This window comes from Caldalkalibacillus salinus (assembly GCF_016745835.1).
GTDB classification, from domain to species: domain Bacteria; phylum Bacillota; class Bacilli; order Caldalkalibacillales; family JCM-10596; genus Caldalkalibacillus_A; species Caldalkalibacillus_A salinus.
In genome coordinates this window covers 272,267-296,410 of record NZ_JAERVL010000004.1, presented here as the reverse complement: position 1 = coordinate 296,410, position 24,144 = coordinate 272,267, and the positions used below count along the sequence as shown (strand labels likewise).

The following is a 24,144-nucleotide window of genomic DNA, read 5'->3' as shown; positions in this document are numbered from 1 at the left end:
ATAATCATGTTGAAAAATTAATACATAGGGTATCTATAGAGCGATGGGGGGAAACCTGAAAATGGAAAAAAAGAGAAATCACAAAAGTCGATACAGATTAGGTATTGATATAGATGGAACTATAACGGATCCAGCTACATTTGTACCTTACTTAAATAAAGCCTTTGGAAAAGCGCTTGCTTTTGAGGACATCACACAGTTTGAACTGCCACCTTTGTATGGCATTACGGAAGAAGATTTTATGGCATGGTTTGTTGAAAACGAAGGGCCTATTTATGAGGAAGCAGCACTATCTCTCTATGCGAAAGAGGCCTTAGAAACATTAAATCAAGACCACACCCTTATCTTTATAAGCGCACGTCATCAAGCACATCACGACTTAACGATGAACTGGTTTGCCAAACAACAATTACCGTACGATCATGTTGAGCTCTTGGGATCACATAACAAGATTCAGAGAACCAGAGACCATCGAATTGATCTCTTTTATGAAGATAAATTAGACAATGCTAATCAGATTGCAGAAGCGTTAGGTATACCGGTGATCTTATTTAACACGCCTTATAATACTGGGACGTGCCATACTCTTGTACATCGTGTTTCACATTGGAAGGAAGCTGTTAAAAGAACCCAAGCGATACTCAAATAAAAAAGCATGCCTGCGTCATCAATCGGTCCGATATCGGGATAAAATAGCAAAAAGGTGAAATAACACAAAATAATATGACGTTTGGATATTTCAATGTCCAAGCGTTTTTAATTGCCTTTCTTAATTATAAAATAAGAGCATTCAAGGACAATTTTTGAATTTGATGTAGACACCACTGCCGTTACTTAATTAATTGTTACAGATCCTGTGTAAATATGCTCTAATTTCTTTTTCAATATCGTGATTGTTGTATAAGTGAGCATAAATAACAGATTCAAATACTAATCCGTGAATGAATACAGTTAACGAATTTGCGCTCTCCTCAATATTTATGGGGTTTTTAATATACCCATTGTCATAAAGCATCCTTAATACATCTTTTGCAAAGTTAAGGTTTACTTCTCGAGATTTATTCTTAGTTTCGTAGTAATCTGGATTCATCGTAGCCATTATGGAAAATTTCATCCATATATCATTCTCCATTCTTTCTTCTTTTGTATTCGCTTGAACAATCTGCTTTATCATACGAACCGCGTTTTCAAACACCCCCTGATTTACCTCTACGACCTTTTGCATTCTCTCCTCAAATCTTTGAAAGATAACGTCCATTGCGAACATATATATGTCTTTTTGTTTTGGAAAAAAGTATTGAACAGACCCTAAAGATAATTCTGCTTCTTTGGAAATTTCTCGTAATGTCGCTTTTTCGAAACCTGAATGATGAATGATGCGAAACATTGCTTCTACGATTTGATCTTTTCTTTTTGCGTGATCTATTTTTTTAGGCATATTACTACTCCTTTGAGTTTTTAAGTCATTTGTATTATAATAATATTAGGTCAATTGACTTAATAAAAGGGAGGCAGGTATAGATATGGAAAACGTTTTATTTCAGTTTATTTTTATATTTTTTGTAAGTATGGTGCCTTTCCTTGAGGTATTTTTAACTGTTCCAACGGCAATCATCGTTTTCAATTTTCCGCCTTTTGTAGCCTTAATCGTATCCATTCTCGGGAATGCAACGAGTATCCTTATTTTTATATTTTTTGGAACTGAAATTAACAAACTCTTTCACTCAATATATAATAAACTTCAAAAGAGAGATAGACAGCCTATGGGAATGAATCCTAGATTAAAAAGAACTTTCGATCGTCTTGGGGCAACCGGCGTATGTTTTTTATCATCTATTTTGTTTAGTAGTCAGGTTGGTGCTTGTGCATTAACAACTCTTGGGGCCTCAAGGAGTCGAGTGTTTATTTGGACGAATCTTGGTGTTAGTACGCTGGCAGTCATCATGGCCACATTATCTGTAGTGGCAAAAGAATTAGTTTCAACATTGGTGAATTTATAATGCATTATAGAAGAAAAACTTTGTTCAAACAACTCTACGTTAAAATGGGGAAATAGGGGTAATATAAATATAGTATTACCTTTGGTTTATCGAAATTAACATAGAAAAGAAAAAGAAGAGACCAAATCGTTTTTGATTTGGTCTTTGCAGAAAAAAATCTTATTTGGACCTTCCGACAATAATCATTCGGGGTGAGTGCACTTCATTGTAGGGTTCTCGATCTAACTGTCCATAAATATCCGTTACTTCAAGATGACAACTAGAGAGCATGTCACACATGTCATCAAGATGAAACAAGTTCACTTGCTCTTGATAGTATCTCAGGTTACTCCCATCTTGAACAGTAATGTCTTTGATAACCTTCTGTTTTTCAATCCGTCTATTTTCTGTTACCTGGATATCTCCCACTTTTCTAAAACTTTCAGGCACGAGGTTCGCTTTGACATACTCAGGATTAAGGAAGTCGATGAGATACTGACCTTCTGGCTTGAGTGATTGTTTAATTGAGTCGAAAACCTTTTTGTTCTCTTCCATTTCCTCGAAGTACCCAAAACTTGTGAACAAGTTTAAGACATAGTCGAAAGATTGAGTAAATGGCAGGTGTCGAACGTCACCGTGTATATACGTCACGTCAGTATCTTTGCTTTTTTCTCTAGCATCCTGAAGGAGAACTTCGGATAAATCTAAACCTGTCACCTTAAACCCTTTTTGGGCTAATGCACGACTGTGTCGACCATTTCCACAACATAGATCTAAAACGTTGGTCCCTGTCTTCATATTTAGTAATGAGATTATCTGCTCCACTTCTAGTCGGGCGGCTTCGTCTGTTCGATGGGCGTAAATTTTCAAATAGTCTTCACGGAAGCTCTCTATGTACCACGGTTCACTCATGTATTGTTCCAACCCCTCTTTGAAGATACCATCATAATATCATAACGCTTTCAACCCCGTCACGGATTGTGGTGTTTCGTGAAAAATGATAAATGTCATACCTTGATACGATAAATGAAACGGAAAATAAACGTTATGACGAGCGACACAAAGAACAGATTCATCAGTTTGGGGAATTTAGAATAAAGCAGACAAACCAGGAATTGATTGATCGGCTGGAAAAACAAAATGATGACATAAAGCAACGGGATCTGGTTGATAGAAGCTTTGAGGGATGTTCCGGAAACTAAAAACTTTTACACCAAACAAGAACCAAACAAGAAATGACCCTCTATATTCTGTCTTTTTTTTTTTAACAAAGTCATACAGTAAAAAACTCAATGATAAAATCAATAATACGATGGAGACATACCAAATAACCGGAAGCAGGAAGTGGGCATGATCAATAATTAGACTTAGCATTAATGCGGTCGTTAAATATAGTAACCATAGTAAAACCAGTTTTTTGTACATGGATCTCCCACCTCCCTAACTACTCAATGATGTATTTTATCAATAATTTACATTAAAATACAAATGTGTTGAAGTCATTTGTATGCGAATCAGAATCAAACAAGGACCTGAAGAGACATAAGATTTTATCTTATCCCTCTGCAGATCCTTTGACCTTTTTTTACAGATCCTTCTAAACCTTTTATTTATGCTATTGGGCACTGTAAAATAATACATTAATATTTGTACTAGGCTTACAACGTTACAACGTATTACAGAGTCTTGACCCAAATATTCATATCTTCAAGGCGCCCAGATATATGACTATTTTGTATCAATCTACCTCTGAACGTATATCCATTACGCGCATTAATCAAGTTCATACCAATGGAGACCGCTCTTGTGTATGAGAATAGGGTGTTAACTCCTTTTTCTTCCATTCTCTTTTCTAAATGTGTAAATTGATGTGACAACAGTCCTTTTCCTCTATGCTCTGGTAGTGTGGCACAATCCGTCATCTCAGCCGCTTTGTACTTTTTCATCACATCCGCTGAACATGAGCTGATGAGTTCTCCGTTATGTTCGACTATCGTAAAGTACACTTCGTCGTTCATCATTTTAGCCACAAAAGAAGGGTCATTCATTGGGGTGGGATACGTTTGAAACACTTGATCATAGAGTGACGCCATCGCTTCTGCATCGTCTTCATTGGCAGGACGCATCACATAACCTTCAGGGAGATGCAACTCTTCTGTGGATTTATCATGGTTTTGTTTATCATCGTTCTGTACGATGCTCATGACTTTATCCTCTTGTTGAGCATCGACAAGTTGATGGCGTGAATCGCTCAGAAATATAGAATAAATATAGGCATCTTGACCATTAAAAAAACGATCAATTGTGCCTTCTTTATAGCACTCTTCTTCATTTTGGAGATGTTCATTTTCTTCTGTTGAGAAAAACATGAGTTTATCGCAGTCATGTTCAAGGGCCCATTGTCGTAAATGGTCCTTAATCGTTGGCCAGTCACAGTCGTCGGACACCTCATACACCTTTACTCTACGGTTATGTGTGTCTAGTTCGACACTGGCTCCAAGAGAAGATAGTTCAATGGGGCTATCTTGTGTTAAAAGCATGTTAAACTAACATTCCTCCTCAAATTTTTTGAGCTTCGTGATGCTCTTCATCTATTATAACGAGTCCTTCTCATAAGACTCAAACTTCCTTACCCGTCCCTATACAGGTTTAAACATAAAAAAGAGGGTTGGCACAAAGCTAAGCACATCATGCTTAGAACTTCTGCAAATCCCTCTATCATACCTTACTATATCTTATAGTGTCATCAATAGGAGAAAAAGCTAGGATAAACGTAAGGTGTATCTGGCTCTTCCACTTCGTATACCGCCTCTATATTTAGCATTGGAATGGCATAATCGTTAAACTCTGTGTCACCTAACGTACCAACGACGCTCACCCATGTATCATTTTGAAATTGTTTTGTCTCTTCCCCTTTAACGAGCAATCCGTAGACGGCTGAATCAGCGGTACAACACGTCATAGAAAATCTAGCGACGACCATTTCATCCTCCTCTAGGCCTTGTTCACGGTAAACAAAACCGATCAATTCTACTTGCTTTCCCGTAAGGTCATACATATACAAGTCTAGTACCGTCATCGCATCTAAGAAGTTCTCCTCCTTAACTTGAATCGTATCCTGCTCCAACCATTCATCTGCTAGCTCAGAATAGTAATCGTCATATCCATCATACGACTCATACAAATCTTCTACAGTATAGTGCTCGATATCCTCATCTGTTGCATCTGAATCAAAATTTTCAAGGTATTCATCTGCGCGTGCCGTTTCTGACTCGTTCGTTATATTCTCTTCTGCATCACGTCGTGCTTCGTCCGTAGATGCTTCGTCCGTAGACGCTTCAACACTACGTTCAGTCACGGGGCTGGTGAATAAACCTGATCCTAATTGCACACCTCTCGTTGCTGCATCTCGACTATCTAAAACCTGGTCCGGTAAGATAAAACCTGTGAGTAGTGGGAATATAAAAATGGAATAGATGAGGACTTTACTCCACCTTGGCCCTCGCATCGTATGATCCGCCCCACAATCACAAGCGGCTTCTTCCTCTTGTCCCTTAGGTGTACTACGTATAATTTGAACAATACTGAGGATGAAAAAGGTCCCTAAGGCAAAATAAATAAAAGGCATCATCTGTGGTGCGATGTAATACCGAATACTCCCTGACAAAACCATACTCAAGATCAGCATCGTGAAACCAAACATAATAATCCCTCGAAGAAAGGCATGAGATCCTTGACTATTATCATTCCTCATCTGTCATCCTCCTATATGTATCCTAAGGATTTTTCTGTCATGATACGATGTTGTTACATTACGTTAAATCCAACTATATGCTAGAGTCAACACTGATAGCACACCACAATATGACAAATGTTTTGACATGACATTGTTCACTTCCACTGTTCATTTACGTCGTCAAAGTTCACTGTCATTCATGTTGCCCTGTGCTAAAGGATAAATAATTGTAATAGCAAGACCGCTAAAAAGACAACAACCGTCACCGTGATTATAAATGCGATAACAAAGCGAAATTTAAAGTAAGCGAATAGCATGATCGTATTTTTGAGATCTAGCATAGGACCGTATACTAAGAAAGCGACAAGCGATCCTACGGTAAAAGTGTTTCCGAAGGAAGCTGCTACAAAAGCGTCCGCTTCGGAACATAGGGACAAAACATAAGCAAACGCCATCATGACGATGGTAGAAGACCAAACTTCTGAACCAATGGCTACAAGCACTTCCCGGTTTAGAAACGTCTGAAATAGCGCAGCAATAAATGCTCCGGCAATCAAGTACTTTCCCATGTCAAAGAATTCATCCGTTGCATGGTAGAATGTTTGTTTCCACTTATTTAAAGGGCGTGGTGCATCATGGTCATGATCGTGATGTTGATGTTCGTGATTATGATCATGGTCATGGCCATGATCATGACCTCCACGGGGTAGCTCGTCCTCTTGCTTGAGCTGATGTGTGTTTTTGAATAGCATATACAGTATGCCGCCGATCAAGATCGCAAGCACAAAGGCTAATGCCATTCGGCTATATAGAACTGCGGGGGTTGTCCGAAAAGCAAAGAACGTCGACCCAAAAACAACAGGATTCAGTATAGGAGCCGCCACCAAAAACACGACACCGACATGTAAAGGCATCCCTTTTTTGATCAGACGTCGTACAACTGGTATGATGGCACACTCACATATAGGAAATATAGCGCCCAATACAGCTGCCGGTAAAAGAGCAGCGTAGGCATTTTGTGGGATATACTTTTGTAATGTGTCTTCTTTTACATAGATTTGGATAAGGGCTGAAACAAAAACACCTAATAGAATAAAAGGGATCGCTTCAATCACAATGCTAAGAAAGATGGTGTTTACACTTAACAACGATCGTGGTAGATCTATTATGGGCTCTTCTCCTTTAAACCACTCCATATTATAGAAAAGTAATATAAAGAATAAGAGTAAACCCACCCCTGTTATGTCAACCCATACTCCTAGTCCTTTATTCGATTCTCTCTGCAGATTCATGAGCGCACATCCCCGCAATTGACGCATTGACCATATATCTCAAACTTATGTCCTGTGATCTTAAAGCCATCCGGTTCCCCAAGTATGGCATTCATAGGGCATAATGCTATTGGTTCAGTTTTTCCACAGTCAGTACAAATGATATGATGGTGATGGTGGTCTGTTGCACACGTTAAACGATAGATTCGCTCCCCTGATAGTTCGGTATATTCTACAATATTAAGATCTTGAAATAACGATAGGTTTCGATAAATCGTATCAAAACTGAGACTGGGATAATCTTGCCTCATTAACTCGAACATCTCCTTGGCAGACATATACCTTGTTTCACGATCAAATATACGGATCATTTCCTCTCGCTTTCCCGTATACTTATACCCGTTGTCCTTTAATGTTTGAAGTGCCTGCTCAACGTTCATGGCTACTCCCTCCTTATCCTAAGATAGAGATGTAGTCACTTTAAACCCTACAGAAATAAAGTATGAGAGCAAAGTGAGAAGGACTATTGCTTACTCCGTACAACGTCCCGCCTCTGATTATGACTCGTGAAGAAATCCTTAGTTTTTTGTATCGTCATAATCGTGAGTAATATGATAAACGAGATGATGACAATCGTGCCACCTGGTGCCCAATCTAACTCAAAAGCGAGGTAGAGACCCGTTAAAACAGAAGTTTGACCGAAAATAATAGCGTATAAAAACGTTTGTTTGAAACTATTAGCAAGCCTTAAGCTCGAAGCAACCGGTAAAACCATGAGGGCCGATACGAGCAGTATCCCTACAATTCTCATAGCAGAAGCAATAATCAAGGCCACCATAAGAATAAAAATAAGGTTAATCATGCGGCCTGGTATACCTGTGGTTTTCGCGTTCTCGGCATCAAAGGATAATGAAAATAACTCCTTGTACAATAGAAGAATGACGATAAGAACAATAACGCCTATAGCAAAAATGGTAATCATATCCGATTGCCTAATAGCCACAATACTACCAAATAAATACGTGAATAAATCTGTGTTAAAACCGCCCGCTATGGAGATGAAAACCACCCCAAATGCAATCCCTGTTGAAAGCATAATAGGAATGGCCAACTCTTGGTAATGTTTATACGTTTTTCTTAATTTATCTATCGCCAGTCCGCCCCCCACTGAGAACAACATGCCCATATAAATGGGGTTGAGTGGGCCAAAAAAGGCAAAAAATTTCCCGAGCAACAGATGAAAGGCAATACCGGACAAAGTAATATGCGATAATGCATCAGCAATCATGGATAACCTTCTTACAACGAGGAAAACGCCGAGAATAGGGGCCAGGAAGCCTATAACGATGCCGGAAATAACCGCATTTCTTAAAAACTGATATTCAAATATGGCCTCTATCATTTCTGACTATTCTCCTTTAATTCCTTGACGGCATCATCACAGTATATTTTCATTGTTATCAACGGAACACGCTTCCTCTCTATATTATATCAATTTGAGTTTAATGTGAATGCTCTAATAAGCGAACATCATGACCATAGGCCGTTGAAAGAATCGCTTCTTGGTTTTGCGTAAACTCTTCTGACTTACCATGGAAGAAGATCCTTTTGTTCAAACAGGCCACTTGGTCCACTTTAGTTGTGATTACACCGATATCATGGCTGACAAGTAGCACTGTTATACCGACATGATCATGCAAATGTTCAATAAGCTCGTAAAAACGATCCACTGACTCAGCATCGACGCCTACGGTCGGTTCATCCAAAATTAACAAATCAGGATCACTCACTAGCGCCCTGGCAATAAATGCCCTTTGTTGCTGGCCACCAGATAATTTACCGATATTACGGTGGGCTAACGTTTTTAGGCCAACCATGTTAATCGCTCTCATAATCCTAGCCTTTTCTTTTTTCCCGAGCCAACGAAACAGCCCCATTTTACCAAAAATCCCTGTTGAAACAACTTCAAAAACAGTGGCCGGGAAGCCACTGTTGAAGCTATTCGCTTTTTGGGATACATAGCCGATTTTCGGCCACTGATCAAATTTTTGAACAGGTTGACCAAACAACCTAACCTCGCCTCTAGTAGGGGTTAGAAGTCCTAGAATCAATTTAATCAGTGTTGATTTCCCTGACCCGTTAGGACCAACCAACCCTAAGAATTCCCCTTGCCCTACAGAGAGATTGACATCTTGGAGTACTTTCGACTTTGAATCGTATTGGAAATCGATATGCTTTAGTTCTATCGTTGCAGGTTTTTGACTAACATTTTGTTTATCCATCATTTTAATTGTAACCCAAAGCTTCGCGAAGGACTTCAAGGTTCTTTTCCATTAGTGTGAAGTAATCCTCGCCTTGAGTGACTTCCTCCTCTGTTAATCCTTCTAAATTATGAATAATAAGCGATTCTAAGCCTAACTGATCTTTAACCACTTCAGCGACTCGAGGTGTCACGAAGTTTTCAAACAATATATACTGTATATCGCGATCATTTGCAAATTCAATGATCTGGCGGAGCTGTTGCTGACTAGGTTCGTTAGACGGACTCAATCCTGTTACAGATATTTCATTTAAATCGTAACGATGCGCAATATAGCCGAATGCAGAATGGGAAACGATAAAGTCTCTTCTTACTACATGATCACTGAGCTCATTAAACTCATCATTTAAGCTATCCAGACGTTGAGCCAGGTCTGAGAAGTTCTCTTCATAGTCTTCAGCGTTTGCTGGATCTTGTTCAATGAGTGTTGCAAGCACAGCTTCGGCCTGTTGTTTCGCCATCACCGGATCTAACCAGACGTGCGGGTCATACTCACCATGATCATGCGCATGATCGTTGTTATGATCATCATGTTCATGTCCGTCGTCATGACCACTGTGGTCATGATCTTCCTCTTCTGTACCGTGCTCATCATGAGAGGCTTCAACCTCTCCAGAGTTGGCATGTTCACCATCATGACTATCGTGGCTATGCTCATCATGACTATGTGTATCTTCATGACCATGCTCTACATTCTCTTGATCTAATACACTCTGTCCCAAGTTTTCAGACTTGAGCAATTGTATGTCTGCAGTTGAATCTAATACGGTCATCGTATCACTATTCACAGATTCAATGATTTTTTCCAGCCAGTGTTCAAAACCGCCTCCATTATAAATAAATATATCTGCATCACTTAGGGCAATAATATCTTGTGCAGTCGGTTCAAAGTTGTGTGGGTCAACGCCTGGAGGTACAAGGTTAACCACTTCAGCATGTTCTCCTGCGATCTCATTTGCAAAAAAATACAAGGGATACATGCTCGTATAAATTAATAATGTTTCTTGTTCCTCTCCCTCACTTGGGGTGTCCCCCTCTACTGGTGAAACTTCTGCATTTCGACACCCTATAAGTGCGAGCACCAGGATAAGAAACACTGTCGTTGTCTTCAATAAATGTTTAGAAATCATCACCTTAATCTCTCCTCCTATTTATGTAAATCATAATGTTTTCGATTTATCTTCGTCATTATTATAGCTTGTTAATATCTATTTGTAAATCATAATGATTATGATTTGTTTTTTTATATTGCCACCTTACTCCACTTATTGTAAGGTCAATAAGGGATTGATATTAAGTCGTGACGAGATTGATGACGAAAAGGAGTCACTCATATGGTACACCTTAAAGACAAATACGTTGTTATTACAGGAAGTTCTAGCGGTCTTGGCATTGCCATAGCTGAAGAGGTCTTAAAAAGAGGCGGCGCCCCTTTCTTAATGGCCCGGTCCACTGAGAAACTTGCAACGGTCAGCAAAGAATTGGAGAACAAATATGACCAGCCTGTCCCATACACAACGGTTGATGTGGCAAATTACAAACAAGTACAGTGCGCGTTTAACGAAGTTTTTGAACGCGTGCCTCACATTGATGTTCTTATTAACAACGCTGGTTTTGGTGCATTTCAATTATTTGAAGAAGCTGACGTGACGCAGTTTGAGGATATGATCAATGTCAACTACTTGGGTGCCGTTTACTGTGTTCAGCAGGTTCTCCCTCACATGATTGAGAACCAGACAGGTCATATCATTAACATTGCATCTCAAGCTGGAAAAGTGGCCACCCCAAAATCGAGTGCTTACACCGCAAGTAAATTTGCCCTTATCGGTTTCACAAATAGTTTGCGCCTCGAACTCATAAAGAAAAATATACATGTTACTGCAATTAACCCAGGCCCTATACGTACCCCATTCTTTGACGTGGCGGACCCACAAGGAGACTATGTAAAGAACGTATCAAAGTATATGCTTTCACCGACGGCTGTGGCTAAACGCACTGTGGGCTGCATTGGTCGACCCGTAAGGGAAATCAACATGCCGCTATGGATGGAAATAGGGAGTCGACTCTTTGCTACCATGCCCGTTCTCATGGAGCGACTACTGGCCAAGCGTCTAAATCAAAAATAAAGTTGGAAGCGTTTATGAGCTTCCAACTTTTTTGTGATAGATCGCATTTGCATACTCAAACGGCGTACGATAACTGGCCTCCCACATCTGTAAATCATTTGCTTCACGATAAGCGTAGCGTTGATCACAATAATTAGCTTCAATAAACCATAGTTTACCTTGTTTATCTACGGCAATATCTAAACCTAAATCTACTGTCGTAGGATTCAGTTTGGCTATCTCCTTGGCAAGCTTCAAACTCAAAACCTGCACCTCATTCTTTAACACAGGATGTAAATCCTGTAATGTTTCATGCACCTCTTGGAAAGATACCGCCTTTCCACCTTGAGCTACATTGGTTACAATTCTATCTTTCCCTGCTACCCTCGTGACAATCCCTGTCATTCGCCAATGACCGGCCTTATCTTTTTGAACAGACGTCCTAATATCAAACTTCTTGCCATTATACGTTGCAAAGGGAATATACTCTTGGACCATATATTCGCTTGGATTGGAGAAGAATGTCTTTATGAAGATGTGTAGCTGGTGAGTTGGAAATCTTTTTTCATACTGTTTTCCCTTGCGTGTGTAGCGAACCAAATACTCATGACCGTGTTGTGATATCACAAATATCTTCTCACCAAAGTAACCGTTAATCGGTTTTATGACTACTTTAGGATAGCTTTTAAGATATTGAAGTAGCGTATGGCCCGTTAGTCTCTCTGTGTCTGGTATATGGGCGGCTACTTGAGGCATGTTTTTTAGATACTTGTTAATTCTGTATTTGTTCCGTCCTTCCACTAAGTTAACGAACATGATGTCCCTTTCTTGCTCAAGTAGCTTTAGACTACCATAGTGTTTGCTAGGCACAATCGTCCTGAGCAGGTTTACTTTCGGTAACGTTCCGAGATAAATTTTGAAACGTTGCTCCTGGTGTTTATATTGATACCCTTTCACACTCATACCTTTTTTCCGTATCATATTTAACGAATAAAAAAGGATATCTCTTTTGTGTTTTAGCGCAAGATGTTTATAATAATGGATATTTTCATGTGCTTCCTTCCCTTTAACTAATCTCTTCATTTTTGCCGGCTTGAATACGACACCGATCATATAGTATTCACTCCCCCTATAACTTTATTTCCGCCCGAGAATGGTCAGTAATTTGCCCGTACGATACAACTCCCCAAACTGAGGATTGTTAACTGGATGGGTCACTCTCGCTTGTATGGCGTTCCCATTCGTAATCGTGGTGGCTGAAATGACGTGTGGGGGAAACTGCCTAAGGTGATTAATCATGTTTTGTAAAGTGTGGGGAGGGTACGCATGTTGACCATAAACGAAACTAAATGGTGTTTGCGCTCTTCTAGCCCCCTCATGAATCGCGTGTTTGACACTAGCGTTCGGCATGCCGATCACTTCTAAACGGGGATCTGGCACAGCATGAACCATTGGGGTCACTGCTTGCGATGGTGAGATGTCAATAACGATCAATTTATAATTGCTATAACTTTGTTCATATAAGCTTTCAATCATCTGGATTGTATGCTCAGAAGCAATATTGACGGGGTAGATGACCGTTGTCTCAAGTGGAATCTTCCTTCTTCCTCTCGCCTCAAACTTTGCTAGTTGATAGGACAGCCGCCACCTTCTATGCTGCTCTTTCGTTTGCAATTGGGCGGAGATACTGTGCTTGGAATTCACACGATAATCCATGAGTAGTTTTGGTATGAACTGGATCTCACAATGTTCGGTTAACCTTAGCCAATAATCATAATCTTCTATTGGTTCTAAGCGATAGAACCCTGTTTTCATGGCCACTGATTTACGATACATGAAAGAAGCCCCGACAAAGCAAACGTCAAGTATATTCTCTTTTGGTTGGTTTTGCCAATTTAACATTTCCCTTTGATGGTCTTTATTGAATAGTGGCTTTCCTTTGCCATTAATATGTCTAAACCCGCTATACACTAACCCAATATGAGCAGGACTCTTAGCTAATGTGTTGCGGAATATCCGTATATAATTTTTGTAATATATATTATCACTCGATACCCATGTCAGGTATTGTATATCGGCTCTAGCATAAAGATATCTAAATCCAATGTTAAGGGCTTTAGCCACACCTTGATTCTGTCTCCTCGATATGACTTTAATCCGACGATCTTTGCCTTTTGCCTTGCGTATGGTACGTAAAACACTCTTTGTCACACCGTCAACCACAATAACGAGATGAAAACGACGGTAACTTTGCCTTCTAATCGATTTAATAGCCTGATATAAATATATCGGGATTTGTTTGTATACAGGCATCACGATCCCTACGTCAGGCATAATAATCCTCCTTTAGAATCATTCATTTCTCAAGTCACTTACATTCTATGGCGTCGTCTCTCCTTTCGTACTGGCCTCCCTACTATTTCTCTTAAAATAGTGTCCTGACCAAAGTTGACAGGCTTGGGTTAATTACAGTTTCATATGGCTTTATAGATTAGTAGAATATTGTAAACATGAAGGAGGGTTACAAATGAAAGTAGTCATCCCTGTTGGCTCATTAGAGACCGGTGGAGGCTGCAAAACCCTAGTAGATACCGCAAACGCTTTGGTTAAACGAGGTCACCAGGCAGAAATCGTCATACCAAATGGGATGCCCATTAAATATCCTGTGCACGCCAAGGTAAGAACGGTACCAACGCTATCAAAAGACTATATTCCTTATGGGGATATTATTCTAGCAAACTACTACATCACGTTCTTGCCAGCTTTTCAGGCTTGGCCACAACAGGTTGTTCGACTCTGTCAAGGGTTTGAACCCTATTGGGTACCAGACAAAGATTTTGCTACTTGGACTTATAATCAGAATGTGCCAATCATTAGCATTTCACACTGGTTAAATCAACAAATTGTGAACGCGGTTCAGAAACCCAGCTCTGCTGTGGTTAATCTTGGCATCGATCCGCAAATCTTTCATCCGATAAGAATAAGTAAACCTAAGCGAAAAAAGAAGATTATTCTTTACATTGCACGAGATCCTAACCTTGGGTATGCTGTAAAAGGTTTTAGCGAGTTTGCGCAAGCTATGAAGATGATCAACAGAAAATATAAAGGGAAATTTATCGTTCATTTGATTTGTCCTGAAAACCGCTTGAGACTCCCTGGTATTGCGCACCGTGTTTTTCAACCTCAAACTGATGTAGAAATGGCCAACCTCTATCGACAAGCTGATGTCTTTGTATCTTCCTCTCGAGCGGAAGGATATGGGTTACCTCCACTTGAAGCTATGGCGTGTGCCACGCCTGTTGTGACAACAAACTCAGGCGGTGTTATGGATTTCGCCGCACATGGGCATAGTGCGTTTGTCGTACCACCCCTTCAGCCGCGAGCGCTAGCAAACGGCATTGTAACCGTACTCAAAAATAAACCCTTGTCCAACCGGCTCGTTCAGGGTGGATTAGCTGCCTCAAGACGATTAACAAAGCCCGCATTTGAACACAATATCGTCCATGCTCTGCAAGTGATTCACCGTTACCGCGTGAATCGGTCGTAAGACAACGGCAGGGCAGATTTTACCGACAAAGAAGAACAACGAAGAAGGTTATTGACAGTCGAAAGAGAAAATAAGAAGTCACCCCCTAAGTGATGGGGGTGACTCTTTTCATTGCAAGCATTCACTCTGCTAGTAAAACTTCCGTGACCTTTGAGTATGGTGATTGCGATAGTAGTAAAGGACTTCTGGTATGTTCTCAACTCTCATCTGGTTTTTGATGGCCCGGGCGATAAACTCATAATCCTCTGCCCCTTCAACTTTTCTATTATGCCCACCTATCTGATCAAAAACACTCCCTCTAAACAGTATGGTCCCATGACACACACAGTGCCCTCCTTCACTGTATGTCCGATTGATTTGAGAACCATAACGAATCCAGTTCGCAGGCTTTCTGCGGTGAAAGGCGCCATGAGGAAAGTAAGCATAGTTACTACCAACCATGGCCACACTCGCATGTCTTCTCAAATACGTCACTTGCTTCTGAATACGTGAAGGGTGTGATAAATCATCGGAATCTTGCATGGCAATAAACTCACCTTGGGCCATAAACATACCGGTGTGTATCGCCCCTGCCACATCTATGTTCCGAGGTAAATTCACTAAGACGATACGCTCCTTCTTTGCCGGTGGCATTTTCAAAGCGTGCTTCCATGAACCAACCACATGCATCGTTTTATCCGTTGAACCGTCATTGACCACAATGATCTCTAAATTACGGTAAGTTTGTCTTAGGAGACTGTTAAGACACGCTTTAATATACGCCGCTCTATTATACACAGGGATGACAACACTCACTAGATTAGGAATACGAGCTATACTCATCATTTCACCTCAATGGTTGTGAATATCTGATATATCCTATGTTTACAAAGACGTAAAAGCGTAGACGAGTATAAGCTGAAAAGGTATGGTCATGCATACAAAATTAATTTCTATAGACTGATACCAAATCCCATAGGACGGGAAGGACGTATGATAGTATAACGCTAAAGATAAATGAGGTGTGTCTATGAAAGTTGTCATACCAGTAGGCGCGTTGCATGTTGGTGGGGGCTGCAAGGTTCTAGTAGAAACAGCCCACGCGTTACAAAAATACGGTCATGACGTTGAAATGGTCATCCCCCAACATGCCGAAGTGGCTTACCCTGTTAAGTGTAAATTGACCAAGGTCCCTGATTTGAAAAAAGAGTATATTCCTTACGGTGATGTGATTTTACCGAACTTTTATACCACATTTAAACCAGCGTTTGAAGCGTGGCCCCGTCAATGTATACGATTCAGCTTAGGATTTGAACCGTTATGGGTCCCTGATCGAGATTTCGCCCTATGGACGTACCATCAAAATGTACCGGTTATCAGTATCTCTAATTGGTTAAACAACAAAATCTATCAGGCGACAGGTCGTTCAGGTCTGGTCGTCAACCTTGGCGTTGATCCCAATATCTTTTCCCCCGCTCATCCAAAAGTGAAACCGTATCGAAATGGTCGCAAAGTGATCATGTATATTGCTAGAGACCCCAACACAGCCTATCGGTTAAAAGGTTACGAAGATTTTATTAAGGCCATGCGGTTGCTCAAACGGCACTATAAAGGGAAATTTATCGTTCATATGGTCTGTACTGAAGTCGATCTTAAAATAAAAGGCATTCCTCATCGCAACTTTAAACCACAATCATCAGAGCAAATGGCACGCCTTTATCAACAAGCAGATTTATTTGTCTCAACATCTTGGTTTGAGGGCTTCTCCATTCCGCCTCTTGAAGCGATGGCGTGTGGGACCCCTGTTGTGACAACGAACTCTGGAGGTATACTCAATTTCTGTCAGCACCTACAGAACGCCTATATAGCGCGACCAAGAGATCATGCGTCTATCGCTAAAGGTATGTATCGTGTATTAAAAAATCCAACTATAGCTAAGTCATTCGTTCAAAATGGACTACAAACGGCTAGCCGTCTAACGAATGAAGCTTTTGAAGAGAACATTGTGAGAAAAATAGAATCTATTGCTTACCAAAGAAACCCAGAGTTAAAGCCCTCCACTCCTGCTCCAACCCATCTGCCGTCAATCATAGAAAAGCTTAAAAGTAGAAAAAGGGGGAAATCAGATGGCTAGGGGAGTCACCGTTTGGTTTACAGGACTATCCGGAGCTGGGAAAACAACGATATGTGAGGCGTTAGCAAAAAAATTACAGAACGAAAGCGTTCCTTATGAAAGGTTAGATGGCGATCTTATCCGTCAGTATCTCACATCCGATTTAGGATATTCGAAGCAGGATAGGATGACCAATATCAAGCGTGTTTCGTTCGTAGCCAGTTTGTTAACGAAGCATCATGTCATCGTGTTGGCCTCTTTTATTTCTCCTTATCAGGAGATGAGAGACATGGCAAGAGATAACATTGGCTCTTTTGTTGAGGTATACGTCAATTGCCCACTGAAGGAATGTATTCGTCGCGATGTCAAAGGACTATACAAAAAAGCCTTAGATGGTGATATCAAACACTTTACAGGTATTAGCGACCCTTTTGAGCCCCCTATCAACCCTCAATTAACAGTTGAAACAGACAAAGAAACGGTGAATGAGAGCGTCTCCAAAGTGTATGAGTATCTAAAGCAGCGGGGCTATATCTCAGCATAAATGAAAAAGAAGAGGCTGAAGATTTGATCCTCAGCCTCTTCTTTAATGCCCTTGTGAGTAAACGCCTACATAGCTACGCAAAAAACTCATGACCAATGGTGATTCTTCTCATAATCTGCTAATTGGAGCATTGGATTTGCGACTCTTTTGAACGCTTCTATGACTTCATCGTCAAATTCATCACGCCAAGATCCGACTTGACCTTTCCTGAATGTCACAGACTTTTTAGTATTCACGTTACGTTCCATTTTCAACACCAGTAGATTTATTGGCTCTGGTGGTGTTTGATTTTCCCATAGATAGTGAACCATTTTACGACAAGCCTGTCGGCGGGAGCTTCGGGTTTGCATGAGCTCCTCATAACTCACCTTCAACGTATCCGTATCTTTTAACCAACCGTAAAAAGGTCCAAAGTAATCTGAGAAATGCGGAAACTCACCTGGGATACCGTTTATAAGCGTTAGTGCTCTATCTTTTATTGATAATGCTTGAAACCTCTGATGTAATGGGTGCTGTTTCCACTTATCAGCGATGAAGTAGCATAAAGACACGAGCACGTCCCTAGGGTCACGATAGACAAAGATATGCTTCAATTGGTGTGTCCGTAATAACGTCACATACTCTGGCGTGTAATGTAAATGACCCAAACCAAATTGATTGGGCTGAAGGGCTTTAAGCCGGTTATCATGATCTTCATAGAATTGACTTGGTGGATTATTGACGAAGAACTTCATGCTCTGATTCTGTAACGGATGACTTAATTGGGGGATCCCGTTCAAGAGTTGATGCATCAAATGTGTACCGCTTTTGGGCACGGACGAGACTAAAAAAGGCTTCAAAGGTCGCGGGAAAACATAGGACATACGACAGTGCCCTCCTCTTATCAGAGTTTTTACATACCAATCCTTCTACTAGCTTATGATAGCCAAACATCAAATGCCTGTACGAGTGTCCCTACATCTATAACTTAATCTCATATAATTGAGGACAAACAACGTTTTTTCATTCCTTACGATAGTTGTCCAAACTCTTAGATGGATCTTTCCATACACTGTTAATAGAAAGGGAGTGAAAGCATGGGAAAAGTGAGTATCCTCCTTCCATACTCTGGAGACTTAAGTATTGACCAAACTTTGCAAAGCGCGTTGAAACAAACGTATGCCAATAAAGAAATTATTGTTTTAGATATGACGTCCTCAAACACTTTGTTAGATGGTTTAAACGATAACTTAAAACAAGTTCGGCATTGGCATGTGAAGCAAAGAACGGTTGCAGGAGCCCTTAATAAGGGGCTGAATGTAGCTAATGGAGAATATGTTACCTTCCTATTCCCATCCAATCGTTATGATCGAGATAAGGTCATGCAGCAAATGTCATACATGCTTAAACATCATGCTAAGCTTTCATATACGCCTTATTTCGAGGTAAACAGTGACAAACACATTGAGGGGCCATTTGGAAAAAGACTGGGACAAAAACAATTAGCCGTGGCGCTAAGACAGTCTTGTCCTATTCAATTAGATACCGTCATGATTCATAAACAAACCCTTTTGAAAAGAGGCGGTTTTAATCCTACATTACATGCTGCCTTTGACTATGAATGTTGGGCACGCATCATCCCGCATATCCATTTTTATTACCATAACGCCCCGCTGACTTTTATTAACAGCACATTAACAATGAACTTGAAACAGAGAAGGGATGCAGAGTACAGAAAAGTTAAGGCGTGGTACGATCAAAAGTTAGTCCGTTATATACTCCGTATGAGTAGATAGACACTTTGTTCTAATTATTGTAGTGTGTGGTGGGTCCTTTCCTTTTAGAAGATAAGAGATAGTTCGACTTTAGATAACAAGAGTTAAAAAGATAAAAAATGAAGGCTATGAACCTCCATTTTACCAGTCGTTATTCTTTTCAAATCCTGTTTCAATTAGCAACTCTCCACATATTTTTTTAAACCATTCTTTTGTTTCTTCATCGAATTCTTGCCGCCAGTTCCCTATTCTCCCAGAGCGAAATGTAGCAGATTTTTCAGGCGCGATATTTTGGTGCATTCTCTTTGCCAAACGTCCGATTGACACAGGCGGGTGGGCACTTTTCCAAGCAAAACTTGCTATTTTTTTCAATGTCCGTATCCTTGAGCGGTAGTTTTTCATTAGATCCTCATAAGTGATCGCAAGGGTATTCGGATCATCCTTCCAATCTATAAACCTACTATACCAATCGTTAATGTCAGGGTATTTGGCATCGTATTCGTTAACCCCTCGGATGAGAGCAATATATCGATCCTTTTGGTGACTTAACACGTCAGTAAAATAGTGATGAAGCTGATGTTGGGGGAATTTTTGTATAAAGTAAGCGAATGAGATGACCACATCTCTAGGGTCTCTATAGATGAATATCTGCTTCACACCTACGTCCTTTAGCATCGAAGACCATTCCTCAGAGTAATAGACGTGTCCAGCAGCCATGTCAAAAGGTTCAAAAGTACTCAATTTGGCACTGTGTTCGGGTATTTGATGTTTAGTCCCTTCGTAAAATTGGCTGTGGGTATGAAATTTAAAATGTGGCATCCCTTGTATCACTTGTTGTAGCAAGTGTGTTCCGCTCTTGGGTATAGAGTTAAGAAATAATTTAGGCCCTTGTGAAGTCATTGTGCCTCATCCTTTCTACACAGTGTATCCCATTTTGCGCATGACCTGTTTAATGTCCTCATGAACACTGAGAATTAACTCCCGATTAAACTGCTTCCACTTATCCTGTTGAACGGGATAAATAGAAGCCACCTCCTGCCGCAAGGATTTGCTAAAGGAAATATCGATCTTTTGACATATGTCATTTATAACTCGTTCTCCATCAGTTGTTAGCGCTTCATAAGTGACTTCGATTACCTGTGACGATGGGATTTTGTTTAAACTTTGCATGGCCTTAAGGTTGCCTTGTCTCCATTGGAACAAACAGACATTAACCACTTTGGCCTGTGCATAATCCTTCCATCCCGGGGGTAAGGAGCCCCACCACTTTTGTGTTTTAGAACCGTTCTGTAAATCAATGTTTACTGATACTGGGACAGGATATTTTTGGTAATGTCTCCAAGCCTCAATCATTGAACTGATCGTATTACGCCCATCCCGCTTAAGATAAATAAAGTAGGCATCTGGGAAAAGTGCATGGATAAAATCAATACGAAAGCAATTATCAGGTGTTTTTTCAACCATTCTCATCTTACTTCTACAGACGTATCGAGCTTCATGATTTTCAAGGTGTTTGGTAAACGCTTCTTTAATTTGTTTACTTACTTCTTCAGTTGCGTCCTCTTCCTTTAATAACATGGACTCCCAGCCCCTAAACTCGGGTCCGGCATAAACATTCCAGTACGGACTTTCATCATATAAGCTCCAAAGTTCTTTACTTTTAGAAAGGATATCAAACAATAATGTTGTCCCTGAACGAGGGGTGCCAATAATGAAGACCGGTCTATTAAGCTTGCTCAATGTCCTTCACTCCTCTCTGGCTCCTTTGTTCATCCAACCCCGTTACCTGATTGACGAGGATATATATCTATCATGCCCCTGTTATAGCTTTATCCAAGTAACGAAGACTCATTTCTAACGTATTCATCATACGTGCAATCTGACAGGGCTGTCCCCTACTAAACTTTTAAAAGGTACCCGTCTAAATTACTCTTTGGTAGTACCATAGCCCGTACAACAGTTGAAGCTACAGAATATCCTATAACATCTTCTCGTAAAAAGTAGGTGAATGGGTTTGAATTTCAAAAATAAATCTGTCTTGGTCACTGGTGCTAGTGGTTTTATTGGCAGCCACGTGGTGCAAGCACTATTGCATGAAGGGGCCAACGTCCGGGCCTTTGTTCATTACAACTCGATGAACACCAAGGGCTATTTAGACCAGCTTACGAAGGATGAGCAAAACGGCATTGAAATGTATATGGGTGATCTAAAAGACCCCCACGGCGTCATGAACGCTTGTAAGGGTGTCGATACAGTCCTTCATTTGGGCGCCTTAATTGCTATTCCTTATTCCTATGTCAACCCTACGGATGTCGTACAAACGAACGTATTAGGGACCGTTAATATCGCCCAAGCTGTACGCCATCACGGTATTGCTAGACTCGTGCATACGTCAACAAGTGAAACGTACGGAACAGCTCAGTACGTCCCAATGGATGAAACACATCCGCTTCAGGGTCAATCGCCTTACTCGGCAAGTAAAATTGCCGCCGATAAGATGATTGAAAGCTTCTATTGTTCCTATGAATTACCTGCGATCACAGTTAGACCGTTCAACGCATACGGCCCTCGACAGTCCATGCGTGCTGTTATTCCAACCATTATTAATCAAGCGTTACACGAAGATGAAATTAGATTAGGAAACCTTAAAGCGACTAGAGATTTCACTTATGTGGAAGATACCGCTCGGGCCTTTTTACACGCTGCTTCTTGTCCATCCGTTGGTGAAGTGATAAATGCTGGAAGTGGTTTTGAAATTTCAATCGGAGAGCTAGCAGAAAAGATTAAAAAGATGGTAGGTAGAGACATTCCGATCACGGTAAAACAGGACCGATTACGGCCGGAAAAGAGTGAAGTAGACCGCCTTTTCTCCAACTCAGATAAGGCACAGTCTATGATGGGATGGAAAGCTCAAGTAAGTTTAGATGAAGGACTATCAAGGACGATCGAGTGGATGAAACAACACAAATCGCTTTTCCGACCCGACGAATATGTCGTCTAAAGGAGGGGTGTAAATGGAAGCGATCATCGTGACCGGTGGGAAAGGCACACGTATGAAACCCTATACTCAAATCCTACCAAAAGGGCTTTTACCTGTAGGAGAAGTCCCCATCTTAGACATTATCGTACGGCAATTACACTATTATGGGTTTCAATCCATTACGATGGCATGTGGTTACCTTGCCCCACTCATTCAAACGTATTTCGGTGATGGATCAAAATGGCACGTTGATATTCGCTATGTCTTGGAGCATAAGCCGCTTGGCACAGCTGGACCCTTAGCGAATATTAAGATGAATCAGCCTTTCCTTGTGATCAACTGTGACGTATTAACGAGCTTGGACCTTAAAGCTTTTTATGATTTCCATTGCGCTAAGGAAAGTTTAATTACGATCGCATCCCAGAAGAAGAACCTCGATGTAGACCTCGGTGTGTTAGAAACAGAGGAAGATAGAATCACCAAATTCCTCGAAAAACCGAAACAATCAGCGCACGTGAGCATGGGGATCTATATGATGGACCCTGCATTGCTAGGATATATACCTAAAAACCAATTTTTTGATGTACCAGACCTGATACAAGTCCTGTTACGAAAAAACCAACCTGTACGTCACTTTGAAAATGACGCCTTTTGGTTAGATATCGGGCGTCCGCCTCAATTTAGAGAGGCCAATGACCTCTTCCCCACAATTAAACATCAACTCCTGCCTGGTGAAACCGAATGACGAGCAGGAAAATTCTTGTCACAGGAGCGAATGGTTATGTTGGGCGTCATCTTGTAAACTATCTCCTTAAACGTTCAACTCAAAACACAGTCATCGGTGTGGGGCGCCAGACAAAGGGGAAGGTGAAACATGGACGTTATCAATATATGCAATGTGATCTGACTGACACTCACCAGGTCAAAACCATGATGCAGCATACTCATTTTGACTATATTTTTCACTTCGCAGGTCAAAGTCAATCGCAATACTCGAAGACATCTCCTTTCCCTTTATTCCATGCCAACGTTATTCAAACCACGAATCTCCTAGAGTACGTGTTGCAATTCCAAAGACACGTGATCAAAGGCATACTGGTGGCGGGCACGGCACATGAATACGAATTGACACAAGACCTTAACGAGACTGCCCTTAATGAACACTCGACGACACGTCCTGTAACACCGTATGGCTGGAGCAAGCTTTTACAAACTCAGACGGCTCAAATGTACGCCACACTATACGACTTACCGATTGTCATTGCTAGAACTTTTAATCTTTTCGGACCTGGTGATTCAACTGGGGTATGCGCCACACTAGCAAGAAAAGTGGTACAAATAGAAACAGGTGAGTTAGAACCTGTATTAGCATTAGGAGATCCTTCGATTCAAAGAGATTTTGTAGATGTGCGTGACGCGATACGTGCGTACTGGTTACTGGTACGCGCCCCCTATGACAACGGGCAGATTGTGAATATCTGTCGTGGCGAAGCCATCTCTATTCAACACCTGATTGATACGCTTTATATGTATGCTAAACGACCTTTTACTATCGCCGTTAATCCTCGTTATTTTAGAGACAACGATCCTCAAGTGGTCTTAGGTCGAACTGATACCCTGTTTATGTTAACGAAATGGGTGCCTTTTAAATCTGTAAAACAGACGATTTTGGACACACTCACCTACTACCGAAAAACATGAATAACACGCTCATATCACAGAAGAGGTTTTTCTACAATCTGAAAGAAGATGGCCCCAAGGCCATCTTCTTTTCATGTTAATGTAGGGATGTCTATCGAGTTGGCAAACACGTGAT

At 40.8% G+C, this 24,144-nt stretch carries 26 protein-coding genes; 11 read left to right on the top strand and 15 right to left on the bottom strand.

Annotation, left to right across the window (positions count from 1 at the left end; all coding sequences use genetic code 11):
• Positions 1-61: 61 nt before the first annotated feature.
• On the top strand, positions 62-649 hold the full coding sequence (locus JKM87_RS05135) for a hypothetical protein (RefSeq protein WP_202078632.1): 588 nt from the start codon (positions 62-64) through the stop codon (positions 647-649).
• 189 nt (positions 650-838) lie between these two features.
• Here the strand turns inward: JKM87_RS05135 and JKM87_RS05130 are convergent, their stop codons facing one another.
• Positions 839-1,438, bottom strand: coding sequence for a TetR/AcrR family transcriptional regulator (locus tag JKM87_RS05130; protein WP_202078630.1), 600 nt, complete (start codon positions 1,436-1,438; stop codon positions 839-841).
• 85 nt (positions 1,439-1,523) lie between these two features.
• Between JKM87_RS05130 and JKM87_RS05125 the strand changes: the two genes are divergently transcribed.
• On the top strand, positions 1,524-2,000 hold the full coding sequence (locus tag JKM87_RS05125; protein WP_202078628.1) for a small multi-drug export protein: 477 nt from the start codon (positions 1,524-1,526) through the stop codon (positions 1,998-2,000).
• A gap of 159 nt (positions 2,001-2,159) precedes the next feature.
• Here JKM87_RS05125 and JKM87_RS05120 read toward each other — a convergent pair whose 3' ends face one another.
• A complete protein-coding gene (locus tag JKM87_RS05120) occupies positions 2,160-2,891 on the bottom strand; it encodes a class I SAM-dependent methyltransferase (RefSeq protein WP_202078626.1) in 732 nt (243 codons plus the stop codon).
• Positions 2,892-2,983: 92 nt separating this feature from the next.
• Here JKM87_RS05120 and JKM87_RS05115 point away from each other — a divergent pair, with 92 nt between their 5' ends.
• Positions 2,984-3,181, top strand: coding sequence for a hypothetical protein (locus JKM87_RS05115; protein WP_202078624.1), 198 nt, complete (start codon positions 2,984-2,986; stop codon positions 3,179-3,181).
• Positions 3,182-3,655: 474 nt separating this feature from the next.
• On the opposite strand, the gene ablB is transcribed toward JKM87_RS05115, so the two are convergent.
• From ablB to JKM87_RS05080, 7 genes are all read right to left on the bottom strand, one after another.
• Positions 3,656-4,519 (bottom strand): putative beta-lysine N-acetyltransferase, encoded by an 864-nt coding sequence (gene ablB, locus JKM87_RS05110; RefSeq protein ID WP_202078622.1) that lies wholly within the window; start codon positions 4,517-4,519, stop codon positions 3,656-3,658.
• A 206-nt stretch (positions 4,520-4,725) separates the two neighbouring features.
• Positions 4,726-5,733, bottom strand: coding sequence for a TIGR03943 family putative permease subunit (locus JKM87_RS05105; RefSeq protein ID WP_202078620.1), 1,008 nt, complete (start codon positions 5,731-5,733; stop codon positions 4,726-4,728).
• Between the two features lie 194 nt (positions 5,734-5,927).
• The gene (locus JKM87_RS05100) at positions 5,928-7,007 is read right to left on the bottom strand and encodes a permease (RefSeq protein ID WP_202078618.1); all 1,080 of its coding nucleotides are present in this window, start codon (positions 7,005-7,007) and stop codon (positions 5,928-5,930) included.
• Positions 7,004-7,426 carry a Fur family transcriptional regulator gene (locus tag JKM87_RS05095; RefSeq protein ID WP_202078616.1) on the bottom strand — a complete coding sequence of 141 codons (423 nt, stop codon included), beginning with the start codon at positions 7,424-7,426 and terminating at the stop codon, positions 7,004-7,006. The genes JKM87_RS05100 and JKM87_RS05095 overlap by 4 nt, the downstream gene beginning before the upstream one ends.
• A gap of 83 nt (positions 7,427-7,509) precedes the next feature.
• Positions 7,510-8,388: a metal ABC transporter permease gene (locus JKM87_RS05090; RefSeq protein WP_202078614.1), complete on the bottom strand. Its 879-nt coding sequence runs from the start codon at positions 8,386-8,388 to the stop codon at positions 7,510-7,512.
• A 100-nt stretch (positions 8,389-8,488) separates the two neighbouring features.
• Entirely contained in the window at positions 8,489-9,268 is a 780-nt protein-coding gene (locus JKM87_RS05085) for a metal ABC transporter ATP-binding protein (protein ID WP_236838596.1), read from the bottom strand.
• A gap of 4 nt (positions 9,269-9,272) precedes the next feature.
• Positions 9,273-10,436 (bottom strand): metal ABC transporter solute-binding protein, Zn/Mn family, encoded by a 1,164-nt coding sequence (locus tag JKM87_RS05080; protein ID WP_202078916.1) that lies wholly within the window; start codon positions 10,434-10,436, stop codon positions 9,273-9,275.
• A 204-nt stretch (positions 10,437-10,640) separates the two neighbouring features.
• Between JKM87_RS05080 and JKM87_RS05075 the strand changes: the two genes are divergently transcribed.
• A complete protein-coding gene (locus JKM87_RS05075) occupies positions 10,641-11,432 on the top strand; it encodes an SDR family NAD(P)-dependent oxidoreductase (RefSeq protein ID WP_202078610.1) in 792 nt (263 codons plus the stop codon).
• A 12-nt stretch (positions 11,433-11,444) separates the two neighbouring features.
• On the opposite strand, the gene JKM87_RS05070 is transcribed toward JKM87_RS05075, so the two are convergent.
• Both JKM87_RS05070 and JKM87_RS05065 read right to left on the bottom strand, forming a co-directional pair.
• Positions 11,445-12,524, bottom strand: coding sequence for a YheC/YheD family protein (locus tag JKM87_RS05070; RefSeq protein ID WP_202078608.1), 1,080 nt, complete (start codon positions 12,522-12,524; stop codon positions 11,445-11,447).
• 24 nt (positions 12,525-12,548) lie between these two features.
• Positions 12,549-13,745 (bottom strand): glycosyltransferase family 2 protein, encoded by a 1,197-nt coding sequence (locus tag JKM87_RS05065; RefSeq protein WP_202078606.1) that lies wholly within the window; start codon positions 13,743-13,745, stop codon positions 12,549-12,551.
• A 193-nt stretch (positions 13,746-13,938) separates the two neighbouring features.
• Between JKM87_RS05065 and JKM87_RS05060 the strand changes: the two genes are divergently transcribed.
• Positions 13,939-14,958: a glycosyltransferase family 4 protein gene (locus JKM87_RS05060; RefSeq protein WP_202078604.1), complete on the top strand. Its 1,020-nt coding sequence runs from the start codon at positions 13,939-13,941 to the stop codon at positions 14,956-14,958.
• A 129-nt stretch (positions 14,959-15,087) separates the two neighbouring features.
• Here JKM87_RS05060 and JKM87_RS05055 read toward each other — a convergent pair whose 3' ends face one another.
• Positions 15,088-15,780, bottom strand: a complete 693-nt coding sequence (locus JKM87_RS05055; RefSeq protein WP_202078602.1) for a glycosyltransferase family 2 protein — start codon at positions 15,778-15,780, stop codon at positions 15,088-15,090.
• A 187-nt stretch (positions 15,781-15,967) separates the two neighbouring features.
• On the opposite strand from JKM87_RS05055, the gene JKM87_RS05050 reads away from it, so the two are divergent.
• Both JKM87_RS05050 and cysC read left to right on the top strand, forming a co-directional pair.
• Positions 15,968-17,071 carry a glycosyltransferase family 4 protein gene (locus tag JKM87_RS05050; protein WP_202078600.1) on the top strand — a complete coding sequence of 368 codons (1,104 nt, stop codon included), beginning with the start codon at positions 15,968-15,970 and terminating at the stop codon, positions 17,069-17,071.
• Positions 17,064-17,594 carry an adenylyl-sulfate kinase gene (gene cysC / locus JKM87_RS05045; RefSeq protein WP_202078598.1) on the top strand — a complete coding sequence of 177 codons (531 nt, stop codon included), beginning with the start codon at positions 17,064-17,066 and terminating at the stop codon, positions 17,592-17,594. The genes JKM87_RS05050 and cysC overlap by 8 nt, the downstream gene beginning before the upstream one ends.
• 86 nt (positions 17,595-17,680) lie before the next feature.
• Here the strand turns inward: cysC and JKM87_RS05040 are convergent, their stop codons facing one another.
• Complete coding sequence (locus tag JKM87_RS05040; RefSeq protein ID WP_202078596.1) at positions 17,681-18,457, bottom strand: sulfotransferase domain-containing protein; 777 nt, start codon at positions 18,455-18,457, stop codon at positions 17,681-17,683.
• 213 nt (positions 18,458-18,670) lie between these two features.
• On the opposite strand from JKM87_RS05040, the gene JKM87_RS05035 reads away from it, so the two are divergent.
• Positions 18,671-19,369: a glycosyltransferase gene (locus tag JKM87_RS05035; RefSeq protein WP_202078594.1), complete on the top strand. Its 699-nt coding sequence runs from the start codon at positions 18,671-18,673 to the stop codon at positions 19,367-19,369.
• Positions 19,370-19,489: 120 nt separating this feature from the next.
• Here JKM87_RS05035 and JKM87_RS05030 read toward each other — a convergent pair whose 3' ends face one another.
• Together JKM87_RS05030 and JKM87_RS05025 are read right to left on the bottom strand one after the other, a co-directional pair.
• Complete coding sequence (locus JKM87_RS05030) at positions 19,490-20,248, bottom strand: sulfotransferase domain-containing protein (protein ID WP_202078592.1); 759 nt, start codon at positions 20,246-20,248, stop codon at positions 19,490-19,492.
• Between the two features lie 15 nt (positions 20,249-20,263).
• Complete coding sequence (locus tag JKM87_RS05025) at positions 20,264-21,088, bottom strand: sulfotransferase family protein (RefSeq protein ID WP_202078590.1); 825 nt, start codon at positions 21,086-21,088, stop codon at positions 20,264-20,266.
• Between the two features lie 274 nt (positions 21,089-21,362).
• Here JKM87_RS05025 and JKM87_RS05020 point away from each other — a divergent pair, with 274 nt between their 5' ends.
• From JKM87_RS05020 to JKM87_RS05010, 3 genes are read left to right on the top strand one after another with little or no spacing between them, the layout of a single operon-like run.
• Positions 21,363-22,349 (top strand): SDR family NAD(P)-dependent oxidoreductase, encoded by a 987-nt coding sequence (locus tag JKM87_RS05020; RefSeq protein ID WP_236838594.1) that lies wholly within the window; start codon positions 21,363-21,365, stop codon positions 22,347-22,349.
• 13 nt (positions 22,350-22,362) lie between these two features.
• Positions 22,363-23,073: a sugar phosphate nucleotidyltransferase gene (locus tag JKM87_RS05015; RefSeq protein ID WP_202078585.1), complete on the top strand. Its 711-nt coding sequence runs from the start codon at positions 22,363-22,365 to the stop codon at positions 23,071-23,073.
• Complete coding sequence (locus JKM87_RS05010; RefSeq protein WP_202078583.1) at positions 23,070-24,029, top strand: NAD-dependent epimerase/dehydratase family protein; 960 nt, start codon at positions 23,070-23,072, stop codon at positions 24,027-24,029. The genes JKM87_RS05015 and JKM87_RS05010 overlap by 4 nt, the downstream gene beginning before the upstream one ends.
• The last annotated feature ends 115 nt before the right edge of the window (positions 24,030-24,144 follow it).